The following is a 12,939-nucleotide window of genomic DNA, read 5'->3' as shown; positions in this document are numbered from 1 at the left end:
CCTGCTGACAAGCACATCAAGCGAATGAGCAGAACGGTGAAAAGACCCCTTCGAGGACTGTCTCGATCTCGAAAGGTAAAAACAGACATCCCCGTTCTCACCGGCAGTTATGCAACAACCTGTCGATATGCCTGTTTCGTCCGTCAGATAATCGGCAAGGGGATTGGATGCCTCCGGCTCGGCCGGTGGAGAATTTTTAGCACGCTTTATTTTGACCGTCAAGCTTCCGATGCAAACAGCCGCGCATGTTTGATTCAAGGCCCGCACCTTGTGTCGACGACAGCGCTATCCTATAATCCGCGCATAATGACACCAACCCATTTACAGGAAGCAGTCGGCTAACGGGTATCCGTCCGGAAACCCCGGATGCAAACTGGCTGTTTCCACGCCGGAAAGGTACGCCATGGTCGGCAGAATGAAAGTTGCAGCCGTTCAATTCGATATCGTCACAGGGCAGATTGAGCGGAATCTGGAAGCCGTCCTTGCCGCCTTGCAGCGGTTGCGGCGCCATAACGTTTGCTTGACGGTATTGCCGGAAATGTGGAGCAGCGGTTTCGATTACCGGTCGCTGGGGCAACTGGCGCAAAAAACCCCCGAGGTGCTGGAGACGATTGCGCGACACCCGGCGGCTCTCGACATGGTTGTGGTCGGCAGCCTGCCGGAATCTTGCGACGGAGATGTCTACAACACCACCTTTGTGCTGGACCGGGGGCGGATTGCAGGTCGTTACCGCAAGCTGCATCTGTTTTCGCCGATGTGCGAAAACCGCTATATGCGCGCCGGCAACACTGCTTTGGTGGTGGAAACGGCCGCAGGCCGCATCGGCGTGGCCATATGCTACGATTTGCGTTTCCCCGAACTGTTCCGGCGCCTGAGCCTGGATGGCGCCGACCTGATCTGCCTCTCGGCGCAGTGGCCCAGGCCGCGCCAGGATCACTGGCAAACCCTGATAAAGGCACGGGCCATTGAAAACCAGGTATTCATGGTAGCGGCCAACAACTGCGGCATGCAGGGCAAACTCGATTTTTTCGGAAACAGCATGATCGTATCGCCGCGCGGCGAAGTAGCGGCCGAGGGTGGAGATAAGCCTTGTGAAATTCTTGCGGAAATCGACGGAGAGGCGCAGCAGGCCTACCGGCAGGCGATTCCGGCCTGGAAGGATCGCCGCCCCGATGTCTATGGAGTGTTGACCTGAGCGATTCCCCCTGCCCGGCGACAGCGAAAAAACGGAGCCGGGCAGGGGGGGGTGGGGCCGGTTTACAGAGATCCGCCGATAAACACCATCACGAACAGCGCCACGGTCTCGATAACGCCGAGGGCCATGAGGTAATTGCCGAATCCTTGCCCGGTTTCCGCCAGGGCATCCGAAGCGCCGGCACCGGCGCGACCCTGCAGCCAGGATGACAGGCCCATGGCAATGCCGCCCAGAATGCCGGCGAACAGGCTGGCTGGCCAATTGCCGGGCGTGGAACCGGCGGCACCCTTGATGGTATTCATCAGAATCATGCCGTAAATGGTTTGCGACAGAGGAGCGCCGACAAAGGCGACCAGCAAAAACGGGGCGGCCTTGCTTTGCGCATAGCACTTCTTCCAGGCTCCGATGGCGGCCATGGCGGCGGCCCCGGTGCCCAGCGCCGAACCGATGGCAGCCAGTGCAAAAGCCGCTGCTGCGCCGGAATTTGCGAGGGAAAGAGCGATTTCTGGACTCATGTTGGGTTCTCCTTCGATAAGACGGAATAAGATCTGACGGCTGTCAGGACTGTTTGCGACGCGAGGGCTTTGCCAGCGGCCGGTAAGGCACGCCGGCCCATTCCATACCCAGATGGCCGGAAAATTCCAGCATGTTGAGCCGGATGCCGTGTACCAGCACACTCATGGCGCATAGTACGATGTTCAACCCGTGACCGAGCAACAGGATTACGGCAACCGCCAGCCCCTTGAGAAGCGGATGCACCTGCATACCGAGAGCCATGCTGTTGAAACTCTGGGCGACGGCGACGGTGGCGGCGCCGACGGCGAAAAGGCGAATGTATGAAACCAGATCGACGAAGCTGTTGATGATGTTCATGGCCAGCGAACCCAGCCCGCCGGCAACGGCCTTGAACGGATTGAAGCTGGGTCTGGAAAACAGCACCACCACCAGCGCCCCGGGACCATACAGCCACCAGAGCAGTCCCGGAGCCACCTGCTGACCCAGCACCATCTGTCCCGCCAGAAAAAAGTTTCCACAGAAAATCAGCACCCATCCGAGTTCGCTGATAGCCCGTACCCGCCAGCCGATCATCAGGGCATTCCAGATATGCGCGATGGCCAGGTGAATCACGCCGATCAGAAAACACAGTTTCTGCACCTGGATGCTGTCGGTCAACGCCTCCAGCACGGCAATGTTTCTGCCGCCGCCGGTCCAGCCGAAATAGGTTCCGGACAAAACGCCCCAGACAATGGTGCAGACCGCCAGTTCACCGAACAGCCAGAAGGGCTGCGCCGGAGCTTTGGGAAATTTTTTCCGCAGGGCAACGGTAGCGACCAGAAACACGGCTCCGTAACCGGCATCGCCGATAAGAATAGCGAAAAAAAGCGAGAAAAAGATCAGGAACCAGGCGCTGATGTCGATCTCGTGGTAGCCGGGTATCACGCCCAGGCTTTTAAAAACCAGCCGGATCGGCTCGACCCAGCGCGGCAGCCTGACCAGCGTCGGCACGCATCTGTCGGCCCGGTCCGGATCGCTCAGCAGCAGGGCCCAGCCCTGGCGGCGCGCCGCTTCGCGCAGGCTGTCGACCTTGTTGACGGGAATGTAGCCCTGCAGATAAGCCAGCCGGCCTTTTTGCCCCATCCCGTCACGGGCCACACAATGGGCGATTTCAGCCTCGAGCTGCCGCAGTTCGTCGTGCAGCACCGAGCTGCAGCTGGTCAATGCGGCCAGCAGGCTGTGTTGCTCGGCCAGGGCCTGCTCGCTGTCCGCCAACTGCTTGCGCAACTCCCGGGCACTGGTTGTTTGCGAAACAGGCAACGGCGTGAATGGCAGGGTGGTGCCCGCGGGGGCAACCACCACGAAGTAATCCTGACGACCGAAGGTAGCCGTTTTGTGCAGAACCGCGCCTTCCGGAAGCTCCGGCAGATGGCCGGCCGCGCTTTTTCCGAAGGCCACAACAAGGTTGTTCTTGCGCAGGGCGGCAATCGTCTCTGGATCGAAATCACCCCATGGCTGCAGCTCCTGGAGTTCGAGATGCAGAGCGTCGATGCGCGTTTGGAGCGTATTGCATTCGGCGGTGGCCTCCATCACCGAAGCGCAAAGCTCCTCGGCATCGGGACTCTGGCCACAGATGGCGGCACGGTCATCGGGGGCGATGTTATCAAGAACGGCCATGGCTCGCGCCAGACGCCCATGCCTGTTGCGCAGGCTGGCCAGCTGTACGGAGTCGGGTGGCTGCGCCGGATGAACATGCACGGTGCCGAGTTCCGCCAGTTGCTCGATGGTCTGCTCACGGTGCTCTTCCAGACAGACCAGGGACAGTTTTTTCATTGGTTCGATCATAATGGATCCCGACTCGAAATGGGGTGGCGAATGTCTCAGTTGGCGACGGTGCGTGCAGCGCACTTGCCCTTGGCGATTTTGGCGCGACCCACTGCGGTGGTTTGCTGATCATCCAGGCAGATCCTGATTTTTCTTATATTTTCGATAGCCTCAGGAATCTTGACTTTTTCGAAAAGGTTGACACGCTGGGAGGTCGCTCGCAACTCCTTTTCCAGCGCGTCACGCTGTTCCTCCAGCAGTTGCCGTTTCAGGTGCAACACCGTCAGCTGTTTTACCGCCTTGAGCAGTGCTTCCTGCCACTGCGGAGCGAGGAACAGGTCGCACTCCGTCTCGTCCATGATCAGTTCTTCAAAAACGGTGATATTGATCCCGGCGATGTTTCTGGAAGAGGTGCGCCACTGATCGACATCGAACAGGTCGGCCAGCTGATCCGCCGAAGCGGCCGCGAGCAGTTCCGCCCACTGACCAACCCCCTCCTCGACAGACGCCGATTCCAGGTCCAGACGCTGCATGATCATTTGCACTTCCCGCACCTCCATTTGCAGCTGCTGTTTTTTCAGCTGCAGGGTCGGCAGATAGCGCCGGTAGCGCTGCAGGGCCTCACGCTGGGATTTCAGTTCCGTTTTGGTCAGTTTGATCTTGGCCATGCGATCACCCTTTATCCGCGGCCCGTCCGCCAGTCCGTTTCGGCCAGAAGGTCGATACAAGCTCGGATTTGATATCGGTCTCCGCGGGATCGAAACAGGCCGCCAGGATTTCCCATCCCGTATCGAGAGCCTGTTCCAGCGGAATGTTTACCGCCAGATCCATCATGCGGCTTTCGAACAGCTTCCCATACTTCAGCAGTTTGCTGTCCCATTCCGACATGCGGAAGCCCATGGCCTGCTTCTCCTGGGTTTCGCGGCAGTCGGCATACAGGCGGATCATGGTGTCCATCAGGGCGCGATGGTCGGCGCGAGTCGCACCGTTGACCTGCTGTTTGAGTCGGCTGAGGGAACCGAAGGGTTCAATACGCCCGTTTTTCAGATAAAACTGCCCCTCCGTGATGTAGCCGGTGTTGTCCGGCACCGGGTGGGTGACATCGTCGCCGGGCATGGTGGTTACGGCCAGTACGGTAACCGAACCGGCGCCGTCAAAATCGACGGCTTTTTCATAACGCGAAGCCAACTGGCTGTACAGATCACCGGGATAGCCTCGGTTGGCGGGAATCTGCTCCATGGTAATCGAGATTTCCTTCATGGCGTCGCAGAAATTGGTCATGTCGGTCAACAGCACCAGCACCCGTTTGTTTTCGTTGACGGCGAAATGCTCGGCGACGGCCAGGGTCATATCCGGCACCAGCATGCACTCCACGATAGGGTCGGAGGCGGTGTGGATAAACAGCACCGATCGGGACAGGGCGCCGTGTTCTTCCAGGGTATGGCGTAAAAACAGGTAGTCATCGTGCTTGAGACCCATGCCGCCAACCAGTATGATATCCACCTCGGCCTGCATGGCGATGCGCGCCAGAAGCGCATTGTAAGGCTCGCCGGCAGACGAAAAAATCGGCAGTTTCTGGCTTTCTACCAGAGTATTGAAAACATCGATCATCGGCAGGCCGGTACGGATCATGTTTTTCGGCACGATGCGTTTGGACGGATTGACCGAAGGGCCGCCGATCTCGATTTCGTTGTCCTGCAGGGGCGGACGGTTGTCACGCGGCAGTCCCGAGCCGTTGAACACCCGACCGAGCAGGCCATTGGAGGCGGAGACGCGCATCGACCGGCCAAGAAACCGTACCAGACTGTCGGTGGTAATGCCGCGGCTGCCGGCGAAAACCTGCAGCGACACCATGTCGCCCTCCAGCCGGATGACCTGACCAAGCGAGCTGCCGCCCGGACTGACGACTTCCGCCAGAGAACCATAGGCTACATTGGGAGCCTTTACGGTGATGACGTTGCCGCTGATGTTGACGATATGCTGGTAGAGCTTTTTCATGCGGTCCTCTTTTCCTCCAGGAAGGCATCGATGTTCTTCTCGCCCTCTTTGAAAGCCTTGCCCCCCCAGGGCGTGTAGTTCCAGTCGATAAAACGCTGCCGCAGGTTCATAAAAAAGGTGCGCGCCTCAGCGTGGCTGGCAAAAGGAAATTCCCTTTCAAGGACGGCCAGGACTTTTTTGAAGACATAGCTCTGCCGCTCGGCCGAGCAGGCGGCGTCGACATCGTCAAAGGAGTTCTGCTGCAGATAGACCGCATCGAGAAATTCGCTTTTCAGGTACACGGTGAAGTCTTCCACCGGAGTACCTTCCTCCCCTACGACCTTCATCATCTGGTGGATTTCATTCCCCTGACGCAAAATATCCCGGGCGCGCCCGACTGTTTCGTGATGTACCACGGATTTGTACTGGCTCCAGCTGTCCAGGGGATGGATGGCGGGATAACGGCGGGCGTTGGCGCGGTCGCGCGACAGGCCCAGAAACCCGCCAACCACTTTCAGGGTGCCCTGGGTCACCGGCTCTTCGAAGTTGCCCCCCGCCGGGCTGACAGCCCCGCCGATGGTGACCGAACCGACGCTGCCGTCGTTCAGCTCCACCAGCCCGGAACGTTCGTAGAACTGCGCAATGCGCGTTTCGAGATAGGCGGGAAATGCTTCCTCGCCGGGGATTTCCTCCAGCCGGCCGCTCATTTCCCGCAGTGCCTGTGCCCAGCGCGACGTGGAGTCCGCCAGCAGCAACACATGCAGCCCCATCTGGCGGTAATACTCCGCCAGGGTAACCGATGTGTAAATGGAGGTTTCGCGGGCGGCCACAGGCATGGAACTGGTGTTGCAGATGATGATGGTGCGGTCGATCAGACTGCGGCCGGTGCGGGGATCCTCGAGTTCCGGAAACTCGGTCAGAATCTCGACCACCTCGCCGGCACGCTCGCCGCAGGCGGCCACGATCACCACATCGACTTCGGAGTGGCGGGACAAGGCATGCTGCAGAACGGTCTTGCCGGCACCGAACGGGCCGGGGATGCAGAAGGTGCCCCCTTTGGCAACCGGAAAAAAGGTGTCGATGGCGCGGGTCTGGGTCACCAGCGGCTCTGTGGGCAGCAGTTTCTGACGATAGGCCGCAATGGGAATCTTCACCGGCCAGGCCTGCACCATGGTGATTTCCCGCTCCTCGCGACCGTTGCTGGCACGCGCCACCGGGGCATCGACCGCCAGATAGCCGGATGGCGCCACCCAGGTCAACTGCCAGGTGCCGGTCCAGCCGAAAGGCACCATGATGCGGTGCAGGATCGGTCCTTCCGGAACCGTTCCTACCGCATCCCCGGCCCTGACCGTATGACCTGCTTCGACCCCGGGGGTAAACGGCCACTGGTGCTCGTGATCCAGCGGCTCCAGATAGAGACCGCGCTGCAGAAAAAATCCGGAGACTTCCGCCAGCTGCGGCAGAGGATTCTGCAGGCCGTCAAAAACGCGGGTCAACAGTCCGGGACCGAGTTGCACGGAAAGCAGCTCGCCGGAAAAAGTCACCGCATCGCCAACGGTGATCCCTCGGGTGTCCTCAAAAATCTGCACGTCGGCTTCCTGGCCGCGCACACGGATGACCTCGCCCTTGAGGCGGTCTTTTCCGACCAACACGTAAGCGACTTCGTTTTGCATGACCGTAGTGTCAAAGCGCACGCTGGCAAGGTTGCCGTTGACACCGACAACACGACCGGTTTTACGATCCCCGGTCGCGATTTTTTCATGGGTTGTTTGCGTAGTCATAGAGTGTCCTGTTGGTTCGTCTCCATAGCCGTGCGCTTTGCGCGTGCCTGGGTTATCGCCTTGTCGACCAGGGCATCGAGTGTTTTCAGACCTTTATCCACCGCATGGCGCTGCCATTTTTCCACAAGCAGCAAACGCACCCGGTAGACGATCAAAGCATCGGCCGTGAACTCGCGACCCAGCAACACTTCATCGAGCATCTGCCAGCGCAGCAGATCGAGACGACGTTCGCGTTCAAGGGGACTGTCGGCTACAAGGGCCTCCTTGATCTGGTGATCGAGTCCCGGAAAAACCTCCTTGCAGGGCCGCAGCCAGCGAGCGGTTTCGACGGAATCCGCCGTCCTGTGGCGCAGCAGATAGTTGCGGATGTAGGTTTCCCGCTCATTCCAGAAGCGCTCCGCGGCCCAGCTGCAACGCCCGGAGGGCAACAGGTCGAGTCCGCCGAGGTCTTCCGCGAGTTTCCTTCCCGCATGCTCGGCAACCATTTGCACAAACCGTGCTGAAGAAAAAGGCGCCGGCGCGTCGAAACGCAGCATGGGCAAAGAGGTGATGAGATAGTAGTATTGCGTCGCCATGGAATTGGCCCCTAGTCGCGTATCAGGGCGTTGAGCTGCGGTTGCAGCAGTGTGCCAAGAGCCTCCGCCAGCGCTTCGTCACTGAAATCGAAAGTCACCTGGTGATCCTGGATATGCAGCTTGAATCCCTGCGACAAGGAAGGCAGAGGCTGGATGTCGATGTTTCCCTGAAAACTTTCAGCGACCGCCGCTCGCAAGGTTTTTTCCAGGGTCTCGATCTGCCCGGGCGGCACAAGGGCATTGATATCGGCCACATTGCCGTTTGTTTTGACATACTCCCGGATCAGATCGCTTAAAATTTCGGCAGTTTTCTCCGTATCGAGAACCTGACCGACGAACGTCCTGACGACCGTCTGCATCCGCTCCTGCATCTGCTGGCGCAGCCCCAGAAGCACATCGCGAGCCGCCTGCTTGAGGGTGGTCCTGCCGTGAGAGACCATCAGGCTCGCGTCTTTTTCGGCCTGCGCAAGGATTTTCTCCGCCTTCAATTCCGCATGTTTTACGGTATGCTCGGCCCTGGCACGGGCTTCGGCCAGAATCTTTTCCGCCTCCTGCTCGGCCTGGCGGATGCCCTGATCATGGATACGGGACAAAAAAGCGTCGAGTTCTTCGGCCATGGTGTAACTCCTAACGTCAAAATATCGCTATGGGAAAAGCGGGATAATCGTCAATTTTCAAGATGGATGCACGGGCAGACATTTCTGCATGGATCGTTCCATTTTATCCAGCCACCATCGGGACAGGCATGCCTGCTGCCATGAAGCATTCTCAATGGATTTGCCCCCGCGCATACATTCATTTATGTATGTATGACAATGGAGCGAACTTAACAGTTTTCGGCCGGGGAAGCAAACCTTTTCGGCCTGCGCAAGGGCATGCGGAGACAGGGACACGACGTTTCCGCAAAAAAAGATGAAAGCGGTTGAATACCCGTCAAAAAGTGCATCAGGCAAGTCCTGGTGTCTTTCAGGTGCGAAGGCATGCATGACATGTCGCGGCGCAGTGGTTTTTGCGCCAGCATCAATCCCGCAACGGCTGGGCACCGTCGCGCAGAGACACGGGGATATCCTCCATCCGATCGGCAAAATGCAGCTCTCCGTCGGCATCAACGTAAAGGTAACGTCGGGTTTTTACCTGGTAATCAGCTGCACCGGGCGTCGACCGTGGATGCAGGGGCGGTGTTTGAGACGTATTGGTGGAACTTTTGCCCGCAGGCTCTTCGGCAGAAGCGCCCCCCCCTTGGGAATCGGCCTCTTCAATAATCGATTCAATGGTCAGAGGCCGTTGCGGGCGCGCCCCAGACAGGCGGCTGCGAAACTCGCGATAACCGTCCTGCAATTCCCGCAGCAACGGCGATGACAGCCGCAGACGCAGCGCCAGCTGATCCACAACCAGCAGCAACGCCAAAAAACACAGGACCCAGCACAAGACCCCCGAAAACGAATATGATTTTTTGGACTTGCTTCTGGTTTTACCTTTTCGTGCCATGGAAACCTGCCCAATAATTGCAAAAAGCCAAAAGGCCGACAACGACATTCAAAGCGGTCATCTTAGCGCCGCATCCGGGAGAAGGCAAGAGGATCAGAGGTGCAAAAATGACAGAAAGTTCATTACGCCACCACGCTGCGTGATGAAAGGCGAAGCGTTTCCCTTTTTTGCAGCAGCGTGCTATATAGGGATGGCCGCATGCTGGAGAATCTTTGTGCCGAAATGCCTGAAAGCAGTCCCATGGACCGGAAAAGTCCACGCAAGGAGTTAAACGATGCAGGATACCCTTTATGATGTGTTGATTATCGGAGGCGGTCCGGCCGGTCTTACCGCAGGCCTGTATGCCTCCCGTGCCGACCTGAAAACAGTATTGATCGAAAGCATGATGGTCGGCGGACAGGTCATTACGACCACCAAGATTGAGAACTATCCCGGATTTCCCGGCGGTGTTGACGGCCCTGAACTGATGCAGCGATTTCATGAACACTGCCAGGAATTCGGCTTGCACATCGTGCAGGGACAGGCGCAGGCGCTGCGTGACAGGGGGGCAAGCAAGGAAGTAACGGTCGATGACAAAATCCTGCAGGCGCGTGCCGTGATTGTGGCCACCGGCGCCGAACCGCGCAAGCTCGGAATCCCCGGAGAAAACGAACTGGTCGGACGAGGCGTGTCCTATTGTGCCACCTGCGACGGCGCATTTTTCCGCAATGTGCCGGTAGCGGTGATCGGTGGCGGTGATACTGCCGCGGAGGAAGCCCTGTTTTTAAGCCGCTTCGCTTCCAGAGTCTATCTTGTCCACCGCCGCGATGCCCTGCGGGCGACCCGCATCCTGCAGGAGCGCATCTTTGCCAACGACAAGATCGAAGTTGTCTGGGACAGCCTCCCGGTGCAGGTTCTGAGCAACGACCGCGGTGTTTCCGGACTGGAAATCCGCAACAAAAATTCAGGCGAGACCCGCACGCTGGATCTCGAAGGGGTGTTTTTCGCCATCGGGGTGATCCCCAAGGCCCATTTCCTCGCCGATGTCCTTGAACTTAACAAGGACGGTTACATCATGACCGATGCGAACTGTGGCACCTCCATGCCCGGCGTCTTCGCCGCCGGAGATGTACGCAACAAGATGCTCAAGCAGATCGCAACCGCTGTCGGAGACGGAGCGGTGGCCGCCATTGCCGCGGAAAAATTTCTCGACGAACAGAAAAAATAACCGCCTGAGTGCGCGGCAGGGTAGTTAGGTTGTACTTGCCGGTTGCGGTCGGGGTCCGACTAAAACAACCGTTCAAGGAGTAACCATGCTTGCCAAGATTCTGTCCGGCGCCCTGCTCGGCATCGACGCCTATCCGGTCGAGGTGGAAGTCGATATCAGCCAGGGGTTGCCGCAATTCGCCACCGTCGGCCTGCCCGAGGGAGCCGTCAAGGAGAGCAAAGACCGGGTCAAATCGGCTATCAAGAATTCCGGCTACGAATTTCCGGTACGCCGCATCACCATCAATCTGGCCCCGGCCGGTATCAAGAAGGACGGGGCGGCCTTCGATCTGCCCATGGCCATCGGCATCCTCACCGCTACCGGGGTGATCCGGGAGCGTCGGGAGGCACCACTGGCATTCCTTGGTGAATTGTCCCTTGACGGGCGCATAAAACCGGTGCGTGGCGCCCTGCCGGTGGCGGTGGCGGCGCGGCAATGGTCCGTCTCCGGGCTGGTGCTGCCGGAAGAAAACGCCCGCGAAGGCGCCATCGTCGATGGCGTGCCGATATACGGGGTGCGCGACCTGGGTCAGCTGGTTGATTTTCTCAACGGAGCCCAACCCCTGGAGCCCTGCCAGGTCGATGTCGACGCCCTGTTCACCCGCGACAGTATGCCGGATGTCGATTTCGCTGAAGTGCGCGGCCAGGAGCACGTTAAACGCGCCATGGAAGTGGCAGCGGCCGGACAGCACAATCTGCTGATGATGGGACCGCCTGGCAGCGGCAAAACCATGCTGGCGCGACGCCTGCCATCGATTCTTTCCACCCAGAGTTTTGACGAAGCCCTGGAAACCACCAAAATTCATTCGATCATGGGGCTGCTGCCGGGACAGGACGCGCTGGTCGCCTGCCGCCCCTTCCGCAGCCCTCACCATACCATTTCCGATGCCGGTCTGATCGGCGGCGGCACGGTGCCGCGACCGGGCGAGGTCTCGCTGGCCCACAACGGCGTGCTGTTTCTCGACGAACTGCTCGAATTCAAGAAAAACGTGCTGGAAATGCTGCGTCAGCCGCTGGAGGACGGCCAGGTCACCATCAGCCGCGCCGCCACCACCCTGACCTATCCGGCCCGCTTCATGCTGGTGGCAGCCACCAATCCCTGTCCCTGCGGCTATCTCGGCGACAGCCTGCAGTCATGCAGCTGCACACCGCAGATGATTCAGCGTTACCGTTCGCGCCTGTCCGGGCCGCTGCTCGACCGCATCGACCTGCACGTCGAAGTGCCGCGCATTCCTCACCGGGACTTGTCCAATCCCGCCGATGCGGAAAGCAGTGCCGCCATCCGTGCCCGCGTCGACGCCGCCCGCGAACTCCAGCGGCAGCGGTTCGCCGGATCGGACATTGTCTGCAACGCTCACATGACCAGCAGGCAACTGCGACGTTTCTGCCGTCTCGACGATCCGGGCCGACAGCTGATGGAGATGGTCACCGACCGGCTCGGCTACTCCGCCCGTACCTATACCCGCATTCTCAAGGTGGCCCGCACCATCGCCGATCTCGCCGGGCAGGAACAGATCCGCCGGGAGCATCTGGCCGAAGCGATCCAGTACCGCTCGCTGGACCGCAAAACCTTTTGATGCCTTTTTAAAGGGCCAAACCTCCGCGTGCCGGTTTTCCTTCAGCCCGCCGCTTCTTTTTAGACAAAAAACGCCCCTGCGCGTGCGCAGGGGCGTTTTTTGAAAATGACAGGCCACCGTTTACCGCTGACTGTCCCGGTAATACTCCTGATGCGGCTGTTTGTGGCGTTTGTCCCGCTGCTCGGGGGGGAGTTTCTTCTGTTCCCGCCACTGTTTTCGAAGTTCCTGCTGTTTTTCGGGTGGCAACTGACGATAGCGTTGATAGCGCTGTTTGATTTCCTGTCGTTTATCTTCCGGAAGTCTCTGCCAGCGCTCCATGCGTTGCTTGAGACGCTCGCGCTCGGCGGGGGGGAGGTCCTGATACTGGTCGTACCTCTGCCGCAGGCGCTGCTGCTCATCCGGCGCCATTTCCTTGTATTGGCGATAGCGGCCCTTCAACTGCCGGCGCTGCTCCGGGGTCAGATCCTCCCAACGCCTGCCGTCGTCAGCCACCAGAAAGGCCGACGGCGCATCCTGAGGCCAGGCTTGCCGTGCCCAGACCTTGCTGATGGGGGCCATTAGCAATCCTGCCACAAGCAGGATATAGCACCATGTGTTTTTCATTCCATGCCTTGTCATTATGCCACCACCCGGCTTCCATGCTGAAACAGCTGTTTCCCGCACTGTCGATCCGAAGCCCCGCGTCTGGTCATCAGCGCTGGCGGACCGCCATTACCCTATACGATCGAAGTCCTGAAGCAGATCGAGATTTTCCAGCAGATCCAGGTTCTGCAACAGCTCCA

At 59.2% G+C, this 12,939-nt stretch carries 12 protein-coding genes; 3 read left to right on the top strand and 9 right to left on the bottom strand.

All coding sequences use genetic code 11. The features are described from left to right. Window positions 1-403 precede the first annotated feature (403 nt). Window positions 404-1,195 carry a carbon-nitrogen family hydrolase gene (locus AB7E65_RS02220; protein ID WP_428745191.1) on the top strand — a complete coding sequence of 264 codons (792 nt, stop codon included), beginning with the start codon at window positions 404-406 and terminating at the stop codon, window positions 1,193-1,195. Between the two features lie 62 nt (window positions 1,196-1,257). On the opposite strand, the gene AB7E65_RS02215 is transcribed toward AB7E65_RS02220, so the two are convergent. The 8 genes from AB7E65_RS02215 to AB7E65_RS02180 all read right to left on the bottom strand — a co-directional run bounded on the left by AB7E65_RS02215 (window position 1,258) and on the right by AB7E65_RS02180 (window position 9,335). Further along, complete coding sequence (locus AB7E65_RS02215; RefSeq protein ID WP_072286599.1) at window positions 1,258-1,710, bottom strand: V-type ATP synthase subunit K; 453 nt, start codon at window positions 1,708-1,710, stop codon at window positions 1,258-1,260. Between the two features lie 43 nt (window positions 1,711-1,753). Continuing rightward, a complete protein-coding gene (locus AB7E65_RS02210; RefSeq protein WP_428745190.1) occupies window positions 1,754-3,535 on the bottom strand; it encodes a V-type ATP synthase subunit I in 1,782 nt (593 codons plus the stop codon). Window positions 3,536-3,570: 35 nt separating this feature from the next. Beyond that, window positions 3,571-4,182: a V-type ATP synthase subunit D gene (locus AB7E65_RS02205; RefSeq protein WP_428745189.1), complete on the bottom strand. Its 612-nt coding sequence runs from the start codon at window positions 4,180-4,182 to the stop codon at window positions 3,571-3,573. A gap of 4 nt (window positions 4,183-4,186) precedes the next feature. Continuing rightward, window positions 4,187-5,512 (bottom strand): V-type ATP synthase subunit B, encoded by a 1,326-nt coding sequence (locus AB7E65_RS02200; protein ID WP_072286596.1) that lies wholly within the window; start codon window positions 5,510-5,512, stop codon window positions 4,187-4,189. Beyond that, on the bottom strand, window positions 5,509-7,272 hold the full coding sequence (locus AB7E65_RS02195) for a V-type ATP synthase subunit A (RefSeq protein ID WP_428745188.1): 1,764 nt from the start codon (window positions 7,270-7,272) through the stop codon (window positions 5,509-5,511). The genes AB7E65_RS02200 and AB7E65_RS02195 overlap by 4 nt, the downstream gene beginning before the upstream one ends. After that, window positions 7,269-7,847, bottom strand: a complete 579-nt coding sequence (locus AB7E65_RS02190; protein WP_072286594.1) for a DUF2764 family protein — start codon at window positions 7,845-7,847, stop codon at window positions 7,269-7,271. The genes AB7E65_RS02195 and AB7E65_RS02190 overlap by 4 nt, the downstream gene beginning before the upstream one ends. Window positions 7,848-7,858: 11 nt before the next feature. Continuing rightward, complete coding sequence (locus AB7E65_RS02185; protein ID WP_072286593.1) at window positions 7,859-8,464, bottom strand: HrpE/YscL family type III secretion apparatus protein; 606 nt, start codon at window positions 8,462-8,464, stop codon at window positions 7,859-7,861. Between the two features lie 403 nt (window positions 8,465-8,867). Next, window positions 8,868-9,335, bottom strand: coding sequence for a hypothetical protein (locus AB7E65_RS02180; RefSeq protein WP_145926389.1), 468 nt, complete (start codon window positions 9,333-9,335; stop codon window positions 8,868-8,870). Between the two features lie 274 nt (window positions 9,336-9,609). On the opposite strand from AB7E65_RS02180, the gene trxB reads away from it, so the two are divergent. Continuing rightward, a complete protein-coding gene (gene trxB / locus AB7E65_RS02175) occupies window positions 9,610-10,542 on the top strand; it encodes a thioredoxin-disulfide reductase (RefSeq protein WP_072286591.1) in 933 nt (310 codons plus the stop codon). A gap of 85 nt (window positions 10,543-10,627) precedes the next feature. Continuing rightward, on the top strand, window positions 10,628-12,157 hold the full coding sequence (locus tag AB7E65_RS02170) for a YifB family Mg chelatase-like AAA ATPase (RefSeq protein WP_072286590.1): 1,530 nt from the start codon (window positions 10,628-10,630) through the stop codon (window positions 12,155-12,157). A gap of 120 nt (window positions 12,158-12,277) precedes the next feature. Here AB7E65_RS02170 and AB7E65_RS02165 read toward each other — a convergent pair whose 3' ends face one another. Continuing rightward, a complete protein-coding gene (locus tag AB7E65_RS02165) occupies window positions 12,278-12,760 on the bottom strand; it encodes a DUF3106 domain-containing protein (RefSeq protein ID WP_320360755.1) in 483 nt (160 codons plus the stop codon). Between the last annotated feature and the right edge of the window lie 179 nt (window positions 12,761-12,939).

It is taken from the genome of Syntrophotalea sp. (assembly GCF_050253115.1).
Classification (GTDB): Bacteria; Desulfobacterota; Desulfuromonadia; order Desulfuromonadales; family Syntrophotaleaceae; genus Syntrophotalea; species Syntrophotalea acetylenica.
This window is presented reverse-complemented; position numbering and strand designations above follow the sequence as displayed.